General features: G+C 66.8%; 14 protein-coding genes. 8 read left to right on the plus strand and 6 right to left on the minus strand.

Annotation, left to right across the window (positions count from 1 at the left end):
• Window positions 1-5: 5 nt before the first annotated feature.
• Window positions 6-971: a type I pantothenate kinase gene (gene coaA / locus QF031_RS05495; protein ID WP_307425125.1), complete on the minus strand. Its 966-nt coding sequence runs from the start codon at window positions 969-971 to the stop codon at window positions 6-8.
• A gap of 132 nt (window positions 972-1103) precedes the next feature.
• Between coaA and glmS the strand changes: the two genes are divergently transcribed.
• The gene (gene glmS, locus QF031_RS05500; protein WP_307425127.1) at window positions 1104-2996 is read left to right on the plus strand and encodes a glutamine--fructose-6-phosphate transaminase (isomerizing); all 1893 of its coding nucleotides are present in this window, start codon (window positions 1104-1106) and stop codon (window positions 2994-2996) included.
• Window positions 2997-3053: 57 nt separating this feature from the next.
• Here the strand turns inward: glmS and QF031_RS05505 are convergent, their stop codons facing one another.
• Entirely contained in the window at window positions 3054-3566 is a 513-nt protein-coding gene (locus tag QF031_RS05505; protein WP_307425130.1) for a hypothetical protein, read from the minus strand.
• A 214-nt stretch (window positions 3567-3780) separates the two neighbouring features.
• On the opposite strand from QF031_RS05505, the gene QF031_RS05510 reads away from it, so the two are divergent.
• The 7 genes from QF031_RS05510 to QF031_RS05540 all read left to right on the plus strand — a co-directional run bounded on the left by QF031_RS05510 (window position 3781) and on the right by QF031_RS05540 (window position 14532).
• Window positions 3781-4128 (plus strand): holo-ACP synthase, encoded by a 348-nt coding sequence (locus QF031_RS05510; protein WP_214945944.1) that lies wholly within the window; start codon window positions 3781-3783, stop codon window positions 4126-4128.
• A 14-nt stretch (window positions 4129-4142) separates the two neighbouring features.
• Complete coding sequence (locus tag QF031_RS05515; protein ID WP_307425133.1) at window positions 4143-5726, plus strand: NAD(P)H-hydrate epimerase; 1584 nt, start codon at window positions 4143-4145, stop codon at window positions 5724-5726.
• A gap of 69 nt (window positions 5727-5795) precedes the next feature.
• Window positions 5796-8054 (plus strand): glycogen debranching protein GlgX, encoded by a 2259-nt coding sequence (gene glgX / locus QF031_RS05520; protein ID WP_307425135.1) that lies wholly within the window; start codon window positions 5796-5798, stop codon window positions 8052-8054.
• A complete protein-coding gene (treY, locus tag QF031_RS05525) occupies window positions 8051-10378 on the plus strand; it encodes a malto-oligosyltrehalose synthase (RefSeq protein WP_307425140.1) in 2328 nt (775 codons plus the stop codon). The genes glgX and treY overlap by 4 nt, the downstream gene beginning before the upstream one ends.
• A complete protein-coding gene (treZ, locus tag QF031_RS05530) occupies window positions 10375-12144 on the plus strand; it encodes a malto-oligosyltrehalose trehalohydrolase (protein ID WP_307425143.1) in 1770 nt (589 codons plus the stop codon). Before treY ends, treZ begins: the two co-directional genes overlap by 4 nt.
• A gap of 101 nt (window positions 12145-12245) precedes the next feature.
• Complete coding sequence (mgrA, locus tag QF031_RS05535; protein WP_307425146.1) at window positions 12246-13286, plus strand: L-glyceraldehyde 3-phosphate reductase; 1041 nt, start codon at window positions 12246-12248, stop codon at window positions 13284-13286.
• Between the two features lie 160 nt (window positions 13287-13446).
• On the plus strand, window positions 13447-14532 hold the full coding sequence (locus QF031_RS05540) for an inositol-3-phosphate synthase (protein ID WP_307425149.1): 1086 nt from the start codon (window positions 13447-13449) through the stop codon (window positions 14530-14532).
• 84 nt (window positions 14533-14616) lie between these two features.
• On the opposite strand, the gene QF031_RS05545 is transcribed toward QF031_RS05540, so the two are convergent.
• The 4 genes from QF031_RS05545 to QF031_RS05560 all read right to left on the minus strand — a co-directional run bounded on the left by QF031_RS05545 (window position 14617) and on the right by QF031_RS05560 (window position 20222).
• The gene (locus QF031_RS05545) at window positions 14617-15198 is read right to left on the minus strand and encodes a DUF559 domain-containing protein (RefSeq protein WP_307425153.1); all 582 of its coding nucleotides are present in this window, start codon (window positions 15196-15198) and stop codon (window positions 14617-14619) included.
• 466 nt (window positions 15199-15664) lie between these two features.
• A complete protein-coding gene (locus QF031_RS05550) occupies window positions 15665-17341 on the minus strand; it encodes a formate--tetrahydrofolate ligase (RefSeq protein ID WP_307425156.1) in 1677 nt (558 codons plus the stop codon).
• A gap of 111 nt (window positions 17342-17452) precedes the next feature.
• Window positions 17453-18718, minus strand: coding sequence for a D-inositol-3-phosphate glycosyltransferase (gene mshA, locus QF031_RS05555; RefSeq protein WP_307425159.1), 1266 nt, complete (start codon window positions 18716-18718; stop codon window positions 17453-17455).
• Window positions 18719-18794: 76 nt separating this feature from the next.
• A complete protein-coding gene (locus tag QF031_RS05560) occupies window positions 18795-20222 on the minus strand; it encodes a family 4 glycosyl hydrolase (protein WP_307425162.1) in 1428 nt (475 codons plus the stop codon).
• Window positions 20223-20259: the final 37 nt, after the last annotated feature.

Consider the following 20259-nt stretch of genomic DNA (forward strand, 5'->3'; position numbering starts at 1 on the left):
CTGTGCTACACCTTCCGGAGCAGCATGCGGCGGATGGAGTGGTCCGCCTCTTTGGTCAGCACCAGCTGGGCCCGGCCGCGCGTGGGCAGCACGTTCTCCTCCAGGTTGGGCTCGTTGATCCGCTTCCAGATGTCCCTTGCGGTGTTCTCGGCTTCCTCGTCGGACAGCGTGGCGTAGCGGTGGAAGTAGGACTCGGGCTGCGCGAAGGCCGTGCTGCGCAGCTTCCGGAACCGGTCCACGTACCACTCCTCGATGTACGAGGTCTTGGCGTCGACGTAGATGGAGAAGTCAAAGAAGTCGCTCAGCGCCAGGCCCTGCCGGCCGTCGTGCCGGGGCCGGGCCGGTGCGAGGACGTTCAGGCCCTCCACAATGAGCACGTCCGGGCGGCGGACCACCACTTCCTTACCGGGCACGATGTCATAGGTGACGTGGGAGTACCAGGGCGCACGCACTTCCTCGGCGCCGCCCTTGATCTCGCTCACGAACCGCAGCAGCGCCCGCCGGTCATAGGACTCCGGGAAGCCCTTCCGGTCCAGCAGCTGCCGGCGCTTCAGCTCGGCCAGGGGGTAGAGGAAACCGTCGGTGGTGATGAGCTCCACGTTGGGGGTGCCAGGCCACCGGCGCAGCATTTCCCGCAGCACGCGGGCGATGGTGGACTTGCCGACGGCCACGGACCCGGCCACACCGATCACGAACGGGGTGCGCTGGGTCTGCTCGCCCAGGAACGTGGTGGTGGCAGCGTGCAGCTGCCCTGCCGCCTCCACATACAGGTGCAGCAGCCGTGACAGCGGCAGGTAGACATCCCTGACTTCGTTGATATCCAGGGGGTCACCGAGCCCGCGAAGGCGCAGCACGTCCTCTTCATTAAGGGGCTGTTCCATCTGGGCTGCGAGGCGGGACCAGGTCTGCCGGTCCAGCTCCACGAACGGTGAGGCACCCTCCCCGTTCGCGTCGTTGCGTTGCGAAGTCACCTAAAGATTCTGCCCCGCGCCCGGCCCATCGCGAAATGACGGCCCTGCTCAGCGCGGCGTACGTCACTGCCGCGGTGCGGTGCTGGCCGCCCGGTTTAGAGCAAGAGGCACGCTGCCGATAGTCTTGAGGCTATGTGTGGAATCGTGGGGTATGTAGGCCGTCGGGTTGACGGTGCAATTAACGGTCACAGTGCGCTGGACGTTGTCCTTGAGGGACTGCGCCGCCTGGAGTACCGCGGTTATGACTCCGCCGGTGTGGCTGTGGTGTCGGATGGCACGATTGAGTCGCGGAAGAAGTCCGGGAAGCTGAGCAACCTGATTGGTGAGCTGGAGGCCCGGCCGCTGCCGGAGACCGTCACGGGGATCGGGCACACGCGGTGGGCGACGCACGGCGGCCCGACGGACCGCAACGCGCACCCGCACCTGGCTGACGGCGGCAAGCTGGCCGTGATCCACAACGGCATCATCGAAAACTTCGCCGAACTCAAGCTCGAGCTGCTGAAAAAGGGCGTTGAGTTCCTGTCCGAGACGGACACCGAGGTCGCCGCCGCGCTGCTGGCGGACATCCTCCGGAACCAGCTGGGCGGGGACCCCGCCAACGGCGGCCTCACCAAGGCTATGGAGCTGGCCTGCCAGCGCCTTGAGGGCGCCTTCACCCTGCTCGCGGTGCACGCGAACCAGCCCGACGTCGTCGTGGCCGCCCGCCGCAACTCACCGCTGGTGGTGGGCCTGGGCGAGGGGGAAAACTTCCTGGGCTCGGACGTGTCCGGGTTCATCGATTACACGCGCCGCGCCGTGGAGCTGGGGCAGGACCAGATCGTCACGATCACCGCCGATTCCGTGGAGATCACTGATTTTTACGGTAACCCGGCGCAGGGCAAGGAATACCACGTGGACTGGGACCCGGCGTCGGCCGAAAAGGGCGGGTTCTCCTCGTTCATGGAGAAGGAAATCCATGACCAGCCCGATGCCGTGGCGCAGACCCTGCTGGGCCGGTCCGACCTGGACGGCAAGCTGACCCTGGATGAGCTGCGGATCGACCCGGAGCGGCTGAAGCAGGTCAACAAGATCATCGTGCTGGCCTGCGGCACCGCCGCCTATGCGGGCATGGTGGCGAAGTACGCCATCGAGAACTGGTGCCGGATCCCCACCGAGGTGGAGCTCGCGCACGAGTTCCGCTACCGGGACCCGATCCTGGACGAGAACACCCTGGTGGTCTCCATCTCCCAGTCGGGGGAGACCATGGACACGCTGATGGCGGTCCGGTACGCCCGGGAACAGGGCGCCAAGACCATCTCGATCTGCAACACCAACGGCTCCACCATCCCGCGTGAATCCGACGCCGTGCTGTACACGCACGCCGGGCCGGAGATCGCGGTGGCCTCCACCAAGGCGTTCCTGGCCCAGATCACGGCCGCGTACCTGCTGGGCCTGTACCTGGCCCAGCTGCGCGGGAACATCTTCACCGGGCAGATCAAGGACGTCCTCGCGGACCTTGGCAAGATCCCGGACAAGATCCAGACCATCCTGGACAACGCCGGCCCGCTGCGTGAACTGGCCCGGTCCATGGCCAACGAGAAGTCCGTGCTGTTCCTGGGCCGGCACGTGGGCTACCCCGTGGCCCTCGAGGGCGCGCTGAAGCTCAAGGAAATCGCATACATCCACGCCGAAGGGTTCGCCGCCGGTGAGCTCAAGCACGGCCCCATCGCCCTGATCGATGAAGGCCAGCCGGTGTTCGTGGTGGTCCCGTCCCCGCGCGGGCGCGACTCGCTGCACGCCAAGGTGGTCTCCAACATCCAGGAAGTCCGCGCCCGCGGCGCCCGGACCCTGGTCATCGCCGAGGAAGGCGACGAAGCCGTCAAGGCCTACGCCGAGTACGTCTTCTACGTCCCCGAAACCCCCACCCTGCTCATGCCGCTGCTGACCACCGTCCCGCTGCAGATCTTCGCCGCGGAACTCGCCGCGGCCAAGGGCTATGACGTGGACCAGCCCCGCAACCTCGCCAAGAGCGTCACCGTCGAGTAGCCGGTCTTGTCTTAACACAGCTGAAGCCCCGGGCCCATGCGGCCTGGGGCTTCCGTTCTACTTACGGTTTTTGATGTTGCTCAGTCGGAACTGGATGATCCGTTCCGGGTCGTTCTCTGCCAACTTCAGCACCCGAACCTCAACGTCATAGCCGTCCAGCACTCTGGCTGCGCTGCAGGCCATATACATTCCGGTGACATTCGGCGGAAGCGGGGAGCTTTCACAGTCCCCCTCCACGTTCCCATCCAGCCCCGCTGCCACGCTTATCCGGCGTACGTCGGCGGGAGTTACGGGCTGCTGCGTCCTGTACTGGCGCCACATGCTGTCACAAGGCACGGCGACGGGGACGCAAAAGAAGCCGCCGCTGACGTGTTCACCGTCCTCTATCCATCCGGGCGCCGGCTGGAGCCTGTCGGCGACGGACACCATCCGGGTCGTTCCCAGGACGTACGAGGCCTGAAACAGCAGAAGTGGAGCGACGATCACAGCGAGTGCGATCAGGACTCCTTTAAGAGCCCTTCGCCAAGGTCTTCTCCTCCGTGGCGGCTGGGAGCCTGTCGAGTTGTCCATAGGGCATTATCTCCAGCGAATGGAAAAACATTAACACCTCGGGGCGAGCGGGTTTGCGTAACTTTTGGTCCTCCCCGGCCACTGAGGCGCCGGGATGTCAGGGTGCCATCCCTGCAAACGGCCTGAAAGTCACGCATTTCCGCTCATGGCGGACACCGCGGATGACCGGCGTGCGCCGCCCTCCAGCCGCAGGCGCCCCCGTAGAATGAACCGCATGATCGTTGGCATTGGGGTAGACGTAGTAGACATCGAGCGGTTCGGCCGCCAGCTGGAGCGGACGCCGGGCCTGCGGGACCGCCTGTTCGTACCAGCCGAGCGGGAATTGCACATCCGCTCCCTTGCCGCCCGGTTCGCCGCGAAGGAAGCGGTGGCCAAGGTCCTCGGGGCGCCGGCTGGCATGAACTGGCAGGACTGCTGGATCGGCCTCGACCAGAACGGGCCCACTGTCCAGGTGAAGGGCACGGTCCTGGCGGTTGCCGAGGCCAAGGGCGTCAAGCGCTGGCACCTCTCAATCAGCCACGACGGCGGCATCGCCACCGCCACGGTCCTGGCCGAGGGCTGACCCGGGCGGCCGCCGTGATCAGCGCCTACACCGGAACGCAGGTCCGGGCAGCGGAACAACCCCTCCTGGCCGCCGGGCTGGGGGACGTGCTCATGCAGCGCGCCGCGCACGGGCTGGCCAACGCCGTCGTCCATGAACTCAAGGCACGCCGCACCCGCCTCAACGGGGCCCGCCTTGTGGTGCTTGCCGGCAAGGGCAACAACGGCGGTGACGGCCTTTTTGCCGCCGCGTTCCTTGCCGCCCGGGGGATGCGTACGACGGCGGTACTCACCGGGGACGCCGCCCACCAGGCTGGTCTCGCCGCATTTGAGCGCGCCGGCGGCCGGGTGCACTGGCTCACCGAAGCGGCACTTCCCGGACTGGCCGCCGAAGCCGCCGCGGCCGACGTCGTGATTGATGCAATCCTGGGCACGGGTGCCCAGGGCGGCCTGCGGGGGAGCGCCGCGGACCTGGTCAGTATCATCACTGGCCACTGCCCGCGTGGCGTTGTCCTCGCCTGCGACCTTCCCAGCGGTGTGGATGCCGATACCGGTGAGGCTTCCGCTCCGGTCCTGCCCGCGGATCTGACGGTGACGTTCGGGGGAGCGAAGAACGGCCTGTTGACAGACCCCGGTGCGGACTATGCCGGGCGCGTCCTGGTCGTGGAAATCGGCATTGAGGAGCACCTCCCGGAGCCGGCCCTCCGCCGCCTCGAGGACGCTGACATGGCAGGCCTCCTGCCGCACCCGGCCCGGCGCGCCCAGAAGTACTCCCGCGGCGTCCTGGGGGTGGTGGCGGGATCCGAGGACTATCCCGGCGCCGCGGTCCTTGCGTGCCGCGGCGCGCTGGCCGCCGGTGTGGGCATGGTCCGTTACCTCGGCCCGCCGTCGGTGGCCCACCTGGTCCGCCAGTCCTGCCCTGAGGTTGTCTGCAGCACCGGGACGGTGGCCGAAAACCGCGTGCAGGCCTGGCTGGTGGGCTCGGGCATGGGTCCGCAGGACCACGACCAGCTGGCGCGCGCACGGGACGCACTTGCGTCAGGCCTCCCCGTGGTGGCCGACGCCGGCGCGCTGCCCGCACTTCCTGACAGGCTCGCCCCGCATGTGGTGCTGACCCCGCACGCCGGCGAACTCGCCTCACTGTTCCAGCGCCTGGGCGGCGGGGAGGACAGGGAAGCGGTGGAAGCCGGAACGCTCGCCGCTGTCCGCCAGGCCGCTGACCGCACCGGGGCCACCGTCCTGCTCAAGGGCGCCAGCACCCTCGTGGCCGCACCCGCGGGCACCACCTTCAGCCAGGCGGACGGCACACCGTGGCTCGCCACCGCCGGCAGCGGGGACGTCCTGGCCGGCGTCATCGGTGCGCTGCTCGCCCAGGCGGGGTCCGACGTCGGACGCTTCAGGAAGCTGGGCATCGAACCGGAGGGGCAGTGGGCCGCCATCGCCGCGCTGGGGGCCGCACTGCACGGCCAGGCCGGGGGGGCGGCGTCCGAGGCGGTAGCGGGTGGACCGATCGCCGCTGGCGGAATTGCTGACGCCATACCTGAAACGTGGGGTAAAGTCAGCATGCTTAGTAACTATGGAGCACGGAAACGTAATAGTCACAGCCAGCCACTACGGTAGGCATTAGTTCGCACCAGCAGCAGGGGCGTTCCATTGCCGTCTGCTGCTGACCAATAAATGAGGAGCACGATGGAAGTCTGGCCTGGAAACGCCTACCCGCTGGGAGCTACCTTTGACGGCACCGGCACCAATTTCGCCCTGTTCAGCGAACGGGCCGAGCGGGTTGAACTCTGCCTCCTGGCCGATGACCTGACCGAGACACGCATCGAGCTGACGGAAGTGGACGGCTATGTGTGGCACTGCTACCTGCCGCACATCCAGCCCGGCCAGAAGTACGGCTACCGCGTGCACGGACCCTACGATCCTGCCAGCGGCAACCGCTTCAACCCCAACAAGCTGCTGATGGACCCGTACGCCAAGGCCATCCAGGGCCAGATCGACTGGGACCCCGCGCTCTTCTCCTACGAATTCGGCGACCCCGATTCCCGCAACGACGACGATTCCGCGCCACACACCATGCACGGCGTGGTCATCAACCCGTTCTTCGAATGGGACGGCGACCGCCAGCTGAAAATCCCTTACCACGATTCGGTCATCTACGAAGCCCACGTCAAGGGCCTCACCGAACTGCACCCCGAGATCCCGGAAGAGCAGCGCGGCACCTACGCGGGCGTCGCGCACCCCGCAGTGATCGACCACATGAAGAAGCTCGGCGTCACCGCCATCGAGCTCATGCCCGTCCACCAGTTCGTCAACGACGGCACCCTGGTGGAGAAGGGACTCAACAACTACTGGGGCTACAACACCATCGGCTTCTTCGCGCCGCAGAACACCTACAGCGCAACCGGCGACGTGGGACACCAGGTCCAGGAATTCAAAGCCATGGTCCGCGACCTGCACCGCGCCGGCATCGAAGTGATCCTCGACGTCGTCTACAACCACACCGCCGAAGGCAACCACCTGGGCCCCACGCTGTCCTTCAAGGGCATCGACAACCAGGCCTACTACCGGCTGGTGGACAACGACCTCAAGCACTACATGGACTACACCGGCACCGGCAACTCGCTGAACGTGCGCCACCCGCACTCCCTGCAGCTGCTTATGGACTCCCTGCGCTACTGGGTGACCGAGATGCACGTGGACGGCTTCCGCTTCGACCTCGCTTCCACCCTGGCCCGCGAGTTCTACGACGTGGACAAGCTCTCCACCTTCTTCGAACTCATCCAGCAGGACCCGGTAGTTTCCCAGGTGAAGCTGATTGCAGAGCCGTGGGACGTCGGTCCCGGCGGCTACCAGGTGGGCAACTTCCCGCCGCAGTGGACTGAATGGAACGGCAAGTTCCGCGACACCGTCCGCGACTTCTGGCGCGGCGAGCCCTCCACCCTGGGCGAGTTCGCGTCTCGGCTCACCGGCTCCGCCGACCTGTACGAAAGCTCGGCCCGCCGCCCGGTAGCCTCGATCAACTTCGTCACCGCCCACGACGGCTTCACCATGCGGGACCTGGTGTCCTACAACGAGAAGCACAACGAGGCCAACGGCGAAGGCAACAACGACGGCGAATCGCACAACCGGTCCTGGAACTGCGGCGTGGAAGGCGACACGGATGACGAAACCGTGTTGGCCCTGCGCGCCCGCCAGCAGCGGAACTTCATCGGCACGCTGCTGCTCTCTCAGGGCGTCCCCATGCTGCTGCACGGCGACGAACTCGGCCGCACCCAGCAGGGCAACAACAACACCTACTGCCAGGACTCCGAGCTCAGCTGGATCCACTGGGAGGCCATGGACCAGCCGCTGGTGGAGTTCACCGCCTTCGTCAACAAGCTCCGCCACGACCACCCCACGTTCCGCCGCAGCCGCTTCTTTGACGGCCGCCCGGTCCGCCGTGGCGAAGGCGAAAAGCTGCCGGACATTGTGTGGCTGAAGACCGACGGCACGGAGATGCTGCCGGAGGACTGGGGGAGCGGCTTCGGCCGGACCATCGGTGTGTTCTACAACGGCGACGGCATCCAGGAACAGGATTCCCGTGGCCGCCGGATCACCGATGACAGCTTCATCATGGCCTTCAACGCTCACGACGATGCCGTGGACTTCTGCCTGCCGGCTGAAGAATACTCGCAGTACTGGGAGGTCATGTTCGACACCGCAGCCCAGGCTGACGACTACGAACCGCTCAAGGCCGGCGCCACGCTGAAGCTGGACGCGAAGTCAATGGTGGTGCTCCGCGCCTACTCCGGCCCTGAGGAAGAGGTGGATTACTCCGCGGCGGCTTCCCTGGCCTCCATGGCCGAGCAGGAAGAAGCACAGGGGGAGATGGTGGAGGCCCAGACCAAGGCGGCGGAAGCCAGCGAGGCAAGGGCAACCGGCGCCGACGAGGAATCCAAGGCATGAGGACCCCGGTCTCCACGTACCGCCTCCAGATCCGCAGCAGCTTCACCCTGTTCGACGCCGCCAAGCAGGTCCCGTACCTGAAGGACCTCGGCGTTGACTGGGTGTACCTGTCGCCCATCCTCACCGCGGAAAAGGGCTCGGACCACGGCTACGACGTGACCGACCCTTCCTCCGTGGACCCGGACCGCGGCGGCCCGGAAGGCCTCCTGGCACTGTCAAAGGCAGCCCGCGAACACGGCATGGGCGTCCTGGTGGACATCGTGCCCAACCACGTGGGCGTGGCCACTCCGGTGCAGAACCCGTGGTGGTGGTCGCTGCTGAAGGAAGGCCGCGAATCGCCATATGCCGAAGCGTTCGACGTCGATTGGGACCTGGGAGGCGGAAAGGTCCGGTTGCCCATGCTGGGTTCCGACGACGACCTGGACAAGCTGGAGGTCAAGGACGGCGAACTCCGGTACTACGACCACCGGTTCCCGCTGGCCGAGGGCACGTACAGCGACGGCGACTCCGCGCAGGACGTGCACAGCCGCCAGCACTACCAGCTGATGGACTGGCGCCGCGCGGACGCCGAACTGAACTACCGGCGCTTCTTCGCGGTCACCACGCTCGCCGGCATCCGGGTGGAGGTGCCCTCCGTCTTCCAGGAGGCCCATGCCGAGGTGGGCCGCTGGTTCACCGAGGGCCTGGTGGACGGGCTCCGCGTGGACCACCCGGACGGACTGGCCGACCCCGCCGGTTACCTGCGCTGGCTCAAGGACCTCAGCGGCGGCGCGTACGTCCTGGTGGAAAAGATCCTCGAGCCGGGCGAGGTGCTGCCGCAGGACTTTGCCTGCGAAGGCACCACCGGCTACGACGCACTGGCTGACGTGGACCGGGTGTTCGTTGACACATCCGGCCAGCAGGCCCTGGACGCGCTGGATGCTTCGCTCCGGGGAGCGTCTCAGCCCGCCGACTACGCCGAGATGATCCGCGGCACCAAGCGCATGATCGCCGACGGCATCCTGCGCTCCGAGGTGCTGCGGCTGGCCCGGCTGGTTCCGGAGTCCCACGGGCTCAGTGTTGACCAGGCGGCGGATGCCATTGCGGAGATCATCGCATCCTTCCCGGTGTACCGGTCCTACCTGCCGGTCGGCGCCGACGTCCTCAAGGAAGCCTGCGAATCCGCTGCCGCGCACCGGCCGGATCTGGAAGTGGCCGTGGGAACCCTCCTTCCGCTGCTCTTGGATCCCGCCAATCCCATTGCCATCCGGTTCCAGCAGACCTCCGGCATGGTCATGGCCAAGGGCGTGGAGGACACCGCGTTCTACCGCTACACCCGGCTGGGCACCCTGACCGAAGTGGGCGCCGAACCCACTGAGTTCGCCGTGGCACCGGACGAGTTCCACCAGCGGATGGCGCGGCGGCAGCAGGAACTGCCACTGTCAATGACCACCCTGTCCACGCACGACACCAAGCGCAGCGAGGATGCCCGGGCCCGGATCTCGGTGATCGCCGAGCTGCCGCAGGAGTGGGCGGACACGTTGGCGGCGCTGCGTGAACTTGCCCCGATCCCGGACGGTCCGTACGAGAACCTGCTGTGGCAGGCCATCGTCGGGGCCTGGCCTGCGAGCCGGGAACGGCTGCAGGGCTACGCCGAAAAGGCGGCCCGGGAGGCCGGCAACTCTACCAAGTGGACTGACCCCAACGAGGACTTCGAATCCAAAGTGAAGGCCGCCGTCGATGCAGTGTTCGACGACGACAAGGTCGCCAAGATGGTCACGGACTTCGTGGCCCGCATCGACGCCTTCTCGGTTGCCAACTCGGTCTCCGCCAAGCTGGTCCAGCTGACCATGCCCGGGGTGCCGGACGTCTACCAGGGCAGCGAGTTCTGGGAACGTTCGCTCACTGACCCGGACAACCGGCGGCCCGTGGACTTCGGTGCCCGGCAGGAGGAGCTGGCAAAGCTCGACGGCGGCGCGTTGCCGGACGCGGGCACCGAGGCCAGCAAGCTCCTGGTCACCTCGCGGGCGCTGCGCCTGCGCCGGGACCGGCCGGAGCTCTTCGATGGTTACGCTCCGGTGACCGCCACCGGTGCCGCCGCAGAGCACCTGCTCGCGTTCACCCGCGGAACCGAGGCTTCCTCCGGTGCCCTGACGCTGGCCACCCGGCTCCCCGCCGGACTGGAAGCCGGGGGCGGATGGCGCGACACCGCCGTCGAGCTTCCCACTGCCATGCGCGACGAACTCACCGGGGCCAGCTACGGGCCCGGCCAGGTTTCGGTGGCAGAGGTCCTGGGTACCTACCCGGTGGCCCTGCTGGTACCTGTGGATGGAGAAAAGGCATGACCCTGGTCAACGTTGGACCCGAACGTTTCGATGTGTGGGCGCCGGACGTTTCATCGGTTGTGCTGCTGGCCAACGGCCGGCAGCACCCCATGCGGAAGAAGGAAACGGCGCCCGGTTCCGAGGGGTGGTGGACCGCCCCCGACGCTCCTGCAGACGGCGACGTGGACTACGGCTACCTGCTGGACGGGGACACTACCCCCATCCCGGACCCCCGCTCCCGCCGGCTCCCCAACGGCGTGCATGAGCAGTCCCGTACGTACGACCCTTCCGCCTACGCGTGGCAGGACTCCGGATGGCGTGGCAAGGAGCTGCAGGGAGCCGTCATCTACGAGCTCCATGTGGGAACCTTCACGCCCGAAGGAACCCTGGATGCGGCGGCGGAGAAGCTGGGCTACCTGGTGGACCTGGGCATCGACTTCATCGAACTGCTGCCGGTCAACGGCTTCAACGGAACCCACAACTGGGGCTACGACGGCGTTCAGTGGTACACCGTCCATGAAGGTTACGGCGGGCCTGCTGCATACCAGCGGTTTGTCGACGCCGCCCACGCTGCCGGGCTGGGCGTTATCCAGGACGTGGTGTATAACCACCTCGGTCCCAGCGGCAACTACCTCCCCAAGTTCGGCCCCTACCTTAAGCAGGGCGACGCCAACACTTGGGGAGACTCCGTGAACCTGGACGGGCCCGGCTCCGACGTGGTCCGCGGATACATCCTGGACAACCTCGCGCTGTGGCTCCGGGACTACCACGTGGACGGGCTCCGGCTCGACGCCGTGCACGCTCTGCGGGATGAACGGGCCGTGCACATCCTCGAGGAGTTTGGCGCCCTGGGCGACGCGATTTCCGCTGAGACCGGGCTGCCCAAAACACTCATTGCGGAATCGGACCTCAACAACCCGCGCTTGATCTACCCGCGCGACGCCAACGGGTACGGCCTGGCCGGGCAGTGGAGCGACGACTTCCACCACGCGGTGCACGTCAGCGTCAGCGGCGAAACCACCGGGTACTACTCGGACTTCGAGTCCCTGGCCGTGCTGGCGAAGGTGCTGAAGGACGGGTTCCTGCACGACGGCAGCTACTCCAGCTTCCGCGGCCGGCACCACGGACGCCCCATCAACGCCTCGCTGGCGCACCCGGCGGCATTGGTGGTCTGCAACCAGAACCACGACCAGATCGGCAACCGGGCCACGGGGGACAGGCTCTCGCAGTCCCTGTCCTACGGCCAGCTCGCCGCGGCCGCGGTTCTTACGCTGACCTCGCCGTTCACGCCCATGCTGTTCATGGGCGAGGAATACGGTGCCACCACGCCTTGGCAGTTCTTCACGTCCCACCCCGAACCGGAGCTCGGCAAGGCCACCGCGGAAGGGCGCATCAAGGAATTCGAACGCATGGGGTGGGATCCCGCCGTCGTGCCTGACCCGCAGGACCCGGAGACCTTCCGCCGGTCCAAGCTGGACTGGTCCGAGGCTGCCACGGGCGACCACGCGCGGCTCCTGGAGCTGTACCGGTCGCTGACGGCGCTGCGCCGCTCACATCCGGAGTTGGCGGGCCTGGGCTTCGGTGAGACGGAGGTTTCGTACGACGAGGACGCGGGCTGGCTGCGCTTCCGGCGCGGCTCCGTTGAGGTGCTGCTGAACCTCTCCGACGCCAAGGTCCGGCTGGAGGGCGCGTCCGGCGACCTCCTCCTGGCCACCGACGAGGGAAGCACCCTTGACGGCGGGTCCCTTGCCCTGGCGCCCTGGAGTGCGGCCATCCTCAAATCCTGAATCCGAAGTTACGCCGGGGGCATGGTGTCCCCGGCGTAACTTTTCTTCTTAGCGCTAACACCGCCCGTGTTGCGCGCGTCACAACTGGCAGGATGGAACCTATGACCTACATTGCAGCGGACAACCGCTACGAATCCATGCCCTACCGCCGGGTGGGCCGCAGCGGCCTCAAGCTCCCGGCCATCTCCCTGGGCCTGTGGCACAACTTCGGCGACGACAAGCGCTTCGAGGAACAGCGTGACATCCTCCGCCGGGCCTTCGACCTTGGGGTGAACCACTTCGACCTGGCCAACAACTACGGCCCGCCGGACGGGTCCGCGGAAACAAACTTCGGCCGCCACCTGCGGGACGACTTCAAGCCCTACCGTGACGAGCTTGTCATCTCCACCAAGGCCGGCTACTACATGTGGCCCGGCCCGTACGGTGAATGGGGTTCCCGCAAGTACCTGATCTCCAGCCTGGACCAGTCGCTGCAGCGCATGGGACTGGACTACGTGGACATCTTCTACAGCCACCGGCCGGATCCGGAAACGCCTATGGAGGAAACCATGGGCGCCCTGGACTACGCCGTGCGATCCGGCAAGGCACTCTACGCAGGCATCTCCTCCTACACGCCGGAGCAAACCCTTGAGGCAGCACGCATCCTCAAGGAACTCGGGACGCCGCTGCTGATCCACCAGCCCAGCTACTCCATGCTCAACCGCTGGACCGAGGACGGATCACCCAACCTGTACGAGGTGCTGGACCAGGTGGGTGCCGGATCCATCGCCTTCTCGCCGCTGGCGCAGGGAATGCTCACGGACCGCTACCTCCACGGCATCCCCGCCGACTCGCGTGCAGCCAAGGCCCGGTTCCTCTCCGAGGAATCCATCACCGAGGAAAAGCTGGACCGGGTGCGCGGGCTCCGCAAGATCGCCGAAGGCCGCGGTCAGTCGCTGGCCCAGATGGCCATCGCCTGGATCCTGCGGGACCAGCCCAAGGGATCGCCCGTCACGTCTGCCTTGATTGGTGCCTCAAGTGTCCGGCAGCTGGAGGACAGCCTGTCTGCCATCAACAACCTCAGCTTCTCCGATGACGAGCTGACCGCCATCGACGAATTTGCAGTGGAATCCGACACCAACCTCTGGAAGCAGAAGGTCTGACCGAGGTTTTCTTTACGGAGCGGGGCCGGGCGTGACAACTCCCGGCCCCGCTCCTTGGGTAGTATGAAAAGGCGCCGTGCGGCGCCAAGCCAGCCGGTCGCCGTCGTCCGTTCCTCGGAGGCAAACCAGGCCGGCTGACGTTTGTCCCCAAAGGAGTTCTGTGTCTTCACATCCCATTCGTGTTGCAATCGTTGGCGTGGGCAACTGCGCCGCCTCGCTGGTGCAGGGCGTCCAGTACTACAAGGACGCCGATCCGGCGGATACCGTTCCGGGCCTGATGCATGTTGAGTTTGGGCCGTATCACGTGGGTGATGTTGAGTTCGTCGCCGCGTTTGATGTGGATGGCAAAAAGGTCGGCGTTGACCTTTCCGACGCGATCCTGGCCAGCGAGAACAACACCATCAAGATTGCCGACGTTCCGCCCACCGGTGTCACGGTCCAGCGCGGCCACACCCTGGACGGCCTGGGCAAGTACTACCTCGAGACCATCGAGGAATCCACCGAAGAGCCCGTGGACGTGGTGCAGGCACTGAAGGACGCCAAAGTTGACGTCCTGGTCTGCTACCTGCCCGTCGGTTCCCAGGCTGCTGCAGAGTTCTACGCGCAGGCAGCCATCGACGCCGGCGTTGCCTTCGTCAACGCCCTTCCCGTGTTCATCGCCGGAACCAAGGAATGGGCGGACAAGTTCACCGCCGCCGGCGTTCCCATCGTGGGCGACGACATCAAGAGCCAGATCGGCGCCACCATCACCCACCGCGTCATGGCCAAGCTGTTCGAGGACCGCGGCGTGACCCTCGACCGGACGTACCAGCTGAATGTTGGCGGCAACATGGACTTCAAGAACATGCTGGAGCGTGACCGGCTGGAGTCCAAGAAGATCTCCAAGACCCAGGCCGTGACCTCCAACGTCGAGGCCGAGCTGGCCGCCAAGGACGTGCACATCGGCCCGTCCGACTACGTGCAGTGGCTCGATGACCGCAAGTGGGCGTTCGTCCGCCTGGAGGGCCGGAACTTCGGCGACGCACCCGTGTCGCTGGAGTACAAGCTGGAGGTCTGGGATTCCCCGAACTCCGCCGGCGTGATCATCGATGCGATCCGTGCGGCGAAGATCGGCCTGGACCGCGGCATCGGCGGCCCGCTGCTGTCCGCGTCGAGCTACTTCATGAAGTCCCCGCCCGAGCAGTTCAATGACGACCTCGCCCGCGAAAAGGTCGAAGCCTTCATCCGTGGAGACGTGGAGCGCTAAACCCCGCTTCATCCTTTGTTGCTCTATCAGTTTTGGTCCCTAACCGGGAGGTTTAGGGACCAAGACTGATAGAGCAACTGGCGTTTAAGACTCCCGCAGCGCTGCGCGGACCAAACCGGCGGCCCGCCGGAAGTCGTTCGCAAGATCATCAGCGTTGAATTTGAAGTAATGCCAGCCGGCGGTGTGGAAGCATGCGTCGCGGCGGTTGTCGCGGGACTGCTGTTCGCGTGTTAGGTGATGGGCGCCGTCGTACTGTATGCCGATCCTGCGCCGCCTGTAGCCGAGGTCGGCAGCAGGCGAGTATGGATCATCGGCAACAACCCGAACCTGCAGCTCAGGCTCCGGCAATCCGGCGTCAACCAGAGCAAGACGCAGAAAGGTTTCGGGTGCGGAATCCGCACCTACGCGGATCAGTTCGACGGCGGCGCGGGCCTTCACAATGCCCTGCATCTTTGGGTGCCGCCTCAGCATCTCCCGCAATTCTTGAATCGTGGCCCAAGGCTTGGCGCGAAGCTCAAGTCCGTCGTGCGGCAGTCGGACCAGTTGGTCGCCAACCGCCACCGCATGTTCGATGGGAAGCAGGCGGCAGAGGTCCAGCCATGTCCGTGCGGGCGTCGAGATACGAATGCCCTCCCAATCCATAGTCTCGTCCTGATAGGCCAGCACGGTGTGCCCTACGACGCCGACCCTCCGGACCTGCGGCAGTGCCCGGGGTTTACTGAGATGAAGGTCCCGGCAGTCCTGGAGCCACGGGGGGAGCCAGAGTCCCAACAATATTGCGGCCGTTACGTGGGATATCCACGCGCTCGGAGTCGCCGCGCAGAGGGCCCGTGCCATTGCGGGAAGCTCGAACTCCCACCCTGCCGGCAGATACAGGAGGCGTCCGGACGAAGCCAGGTCGGACGCACGTAATCGACCCCGGCTGAGGCTCGCCGCCCGCGCTTCCGCGACTGTAAAGGGAATGCTTTCGAGGTGGGCCGGCAGCGGCGAAACAGGACGCATGGAGACCATTGTTTACCGGAAGCCGGCCACCCCGCAGAACTTATCCACACCTCTCGTTGCTCTATCAGATGTGGTTCCCAAACCAGGGCTTTAGGGACCAGATCTGATAGAGCAACGCGTTGGGGTAGGGCTAGGTGAGGCCCACTGGGTTGCCGTCCGCGTCCACGTCCATCCGCAGAGCGGCCGGGACGGCGGGCAGGCCCGGCATGGTCATCACCGCACCCGTCAGGGCCACGATGAATCCCGCCCCGGTCTTGGGCAGCAGGTCGCGGACGTGGATGGTGAACCCCTTGGGGGCGCCCAGGCGGGAGGCGTCGTCCGTGAACGAGTACTGCGTCTTGGCCATGCAGACCGGGAGCGAGCCCCACCCGTTCCGCTCGATATCGGCCAGGCGTTTCAGGGCAGGCACGGAGAAGTCCACGCCGTCCGCCCCGTAAATCTCCTGCGCGATGGTGCGGATCTTGTCCTCTACAGGCAACTCCAGCGGATACAGGTGCCGGAAGCTGCTGGGTGCCTCCACTGCCTGGGCAACCAGGGCGGCCAGTTCGTCACCGCCGTCGCCCCCGCCGCCGCGGCCCCACACATCAGCAACGGCCGCGCGCACACCCTCCGCGGCGCACCAGGACAGCAGCCAGTCAAGTTCCTCGGTCGAATCGGACGAGAACCGGTTGATGGCCACCACCGGCGTAACCCCGAACTTCTCGACGTTGTGCACATGCCTGCGAAGGTTGACCACCCCCGACTCGAGGGCGGCCACATCCGGCCGGGTCAGCTGGTCCTTGGCCACCCCGCCCTGCATCTTCAACGCCCGCACCGTTGCCACCACCACGACGGCGGACGGGGCCAGGCCGCCATAGCGGGCCTTGATGTCCATGAATTTTTCGGCCCCCAGGTCGGCCCCGAATCCGGCTTCCGTCACCACAATGTCAGCCAACCGCCGGGCGGTCTGCGTGGCAATGAGCGAGTTGCAGCCGTGGGCGATGTTCGCGAAGGGGCCGCCGTGCACCAAGGCAGGGGTGCCGGCGATGGTTTGCACGAGGTTCGGCTTGACCGCCTCCTTCAGGAGCAGCGTCAAGGCCCCCTCCACCCCAAGGTCCGCCACCGTCACGGGTTTCCGGTCGTACGTGTAGCCGAACGTGATCCGGCCCAGCCGGGCGCGCAAGTCCGTCAGGTCCGTGGCCAGGCAGAACACGGCCATGATCTCGGACGCCACGGTGATGTCGAATCCGTCCTGGCGCGGCACGCCCTGCGTGGGTCCGCCGAGGCCGATGACCACCTCCCGCAGGGACCGGTCATTCATGTCCAGCACCCGTTTGAAGGTCATCCGGCGCGGATCGATGTTCAGCGCGTTGCCTTGGTAGATATGGTTGTCCACCAGCGCCATCAGGGCGTTGTTGGCCGATGTGATGGCATGGAAGTCGCCCGTGAAGTGCAGGTTGATCTCATCCATGGGCAGCACCTGTGAATAACCCCCGCCGGTGGCGCCGCCCTTCATGCCCAGAACCGGGCCCAAAGACGGCTCCCGCAGCGCGATCATCACCTTGTGGCCGGCGCGGGCCAGGGAATCGGCCAGGCCCACCGTGGTGGTGGACTTGCCCTCACCGGCAGGGGTGGGCGACATCGCCGAGACCAGCACCACCTTGCCGTGCGGACCCGGGGCCGCGAGCCTGGCCGGATCGATCTTCGCCTTGTACCGCCCGTACTGTTCCAGCGCGTCGGCATTGACCCCCACTGCGGCCGCTACGTCGGCGATGGGCCGGATCCGGGCAGCACGGGCTATCTCAAGATCAGAAGGGAGAGCAGACATCCTTGTCCTTTCCTGCACAGTCTTGCCTGCACCGCGAGCCGGCGCCGGGGACCTGCCCCTAAGCTAACAGCACGCAGCTCCAAGAGCACCAGAAACGGGACAAAGGATCGATCAGGAAGCGGGAACCACGGGTGCCAGCCGACGGCCCACAAAGTTGTCGACGGCGGCGTGGTAGCTTTCGAGCGTGATGGCGGCAGTGCGCTGCCAGCCCGAGCTCTGGGCGCGGATGGCGGCGGCGCGGCCCAGGTCTTCGCGGGTTGCGGGGTCGTCGTACAGGGCTTCCAGCGCGTCAGCCCAGTCGGCCGCGTGGTGGCCGTCCACCAGAAGCCCGGTCCGGCCGTGGAAGATGGCGCGGGACAGCCCGCCCACGCGGGTGGCCACCACAGGCGTGCCGCAGGCCTGCGCCTCCAGCGCCACCAGCCCGAAGGATTCGCTGAAGGAAGGCATCACCACGACGTCTGCCGCACGGAACCAGGATGCAAGCTCAGGTGCCTTGACCGGCGGAAGCTGCGTGACGACGTCGTCCATTCCTGCCTCCTTGATCAGGCACCGAAGGTTGAATTCCTTGTTGCCGCTCAACGCGCCCAGGATGGTGACGCGCAGGTCGATGTCCGGGCGGCGTTTCCGCAGCAGGGCGGCAGCCTTGACCAGCACCTGCGGTCCTTTCAGCCGCTGGATGCGGCCGGCGAACACCAGGTGGAAGGTGTCGGGGCTGACGCCGTGCTGCGCCCTGGACCGCGCCCGGAACGCGGGGGTGAACGTGGCGAGGTCCACTCCGGGCGGCGCGATGTCGATGCGGTCGTAGGTGGCGCCGTAGTCGGAGACCAGTTCGGCGGCCTCGGAGCTGGTGTTGGCGATGAGCCGTGACGCGCCTTCAACAATGCGGTGCTCGCCCAGCTCACGCCGCCGGGGTTCCGGCTGTTCTCCGGACTCCAGCAGCAGGTTCTTGACCTTGGCCATGGTGTGCATGGTGTGCACCAGCGGCACGCCCCACAGCTCGGACAGCTCCAGCCCGGCCAGACCGGACACCCAATAGTGCGAATGGATTACGTCGTACCGGCCGTGCGGCTGGCGCCGGCGGATCTGCTCGATCTCCGCCACCATGGCATGCAGGAGCCCGGGAAGTTCCTCCTTGGGAATCTTCTTGGGCGGCCCGGCCAGGACATTGTGCACGCACACGCCCGGATCGGGATGCTCGACGGCGGGCTGGTCCGCGGACGTGGCGCGCGTGAAGATCTCCACCTCCACCCCGGCCTCGGCCAGCGCCGACGCCAGCTCACGGATGTAGACATTCATCCCGCCGGCATCGCCCGAGCCGGGCTGTTCCATGGGGGAGGTGTGGAGGGAGAGCAAAGCGACCCTGCGGATCAGTGCCACGGGACCTCCTTCCGGCCGCCGGCGCGTGTCGGGGGAGCCGGTTCAGTGCGCATTCGGTAAAACACTACTCCTTCCCCTAACGCTCACTGCCCTCCCACATCTTCCCCAAATCCGGAAACGCCTGTTCGTAGCCGGCGAGAAGCCGGGCGGCCAGGTCCGCCGAATCCACCAGGGGGTGCCGGGCGAAGGCCGCAAGGGCAGCGGAACGGTCTCCGTATGTGGCGGCCCGGACTGTGAGCCGTTCCACCTCCTTGACCCGCTGGAGCAGCCCGAGTTGCGCGCCGGCGGGTATCTGCTGGGGCAACGGAACGGCGCCGGCCGGGGTGACAGTGCAGGGGACTTCGACGACGGCGTCCGCCGGCAGGCCGGGAACGGCGGGTTGGGAAGGGCCTGGGTCAGCCCCGGCGGGCGTGTGTGCCCGGGGTTCCGGTGCGCCAAGGGGAAACAGTGCGTTCCGGGTGTTGAGGATCAGCTGCGTTTCCCCGCCGCCGGCCAGGGCGCGCATTGCGGCCAACGCCACCCGTTCGTAGCCGCCTCCTGCCAGGTCCTCCTCATTCCGGCGCTCACCGTCACACCGGGCCTCGGCAAGGTAGCCCTCTTCGCGGGAGCGCCGCGCCTCCTCCCACAGCAGATACGCACCCGGCCCCGCAGCGGCCAGACGCGGGTAGAGCTCCTGCTGCTGGTTGTGGATGCTCTCCCCGCGGGTCTGGGCCATGGCCCGCATCGCCTGCCGGGCGAATTCGTGCCGGTAGTAGTAGTACAGGTACTCATTGGGCAGCAGGCCCAGCGCGGCCAGGAACGGCTGCGGGAAGAGCCTGCCCTCCTCGAACGACTGAAGGGCGCCGGCGTCCGCCAACAGGTGCGGCAGCACGTCCCGGCCGCCCGACTCCAGCCGGTACAGCCAGCCCAGGTGGTTCAGCCCGTAGTAGCGCACGCCGTCGAGCCGTCCCACCGGCAACGGGACGCCGGCCGCGCCCGCCGCCCGCTGCACCAGCCCACCCGCCGAGTCGCAGATCCCGATGGCCCTTTGGCCCAGGACGGGGAGCAGCGCTTCGGTGACCATGCCGGCCGGGTTGGTGAAGTTGATGAGCCAGGCGTCCGGACAGTGCTCCCGCATCAGCCGGGCGAGGTCCAGCATGCGCGGAATGGTCCGGAGAGCGTAGGAGATCCCTCCGGCCCCTGTGGTTTCCTGCCCCAGCAGCCCGAGGTCCTGCGCCACCGTTTCGTCCGCCACGCGCCCTGCCGTCCCGCCGGGCCGGATGGCGGCGAACACCATGCCCGTGCCGGTCAGCGCCGCGGCGAGATCCGTAGTGGCATGGACGGGAAGCCGGGCACTCTGGCTCCCGGGCATACTCTGCAGCACCGCGGTGACTGCCTGGAGGCGCGCGGGATCGACGTCGTGCAGCACCAGCTCGGTGACCAACCCGGCAAAGGGGCCGGACACCAACGCCCGGTATATCAGCGGCACCCGGAAACCCCCGCCGCCGGCAATCAGAAGCCGCATGCAAGTAGTCTAGGACCAGCCTCTGACAGCGTGTCCA

Origin of the sequence: Pseudarthrobacter defluvii (assembly GCF_030816725.1) — a bacterium.
Lineage (GTDB): Bacteria > Actinomycetota > Actinomycetes > Actinomycetales > Micrococcaceae > Arthrobacter > Arthrobacter defluvii_A.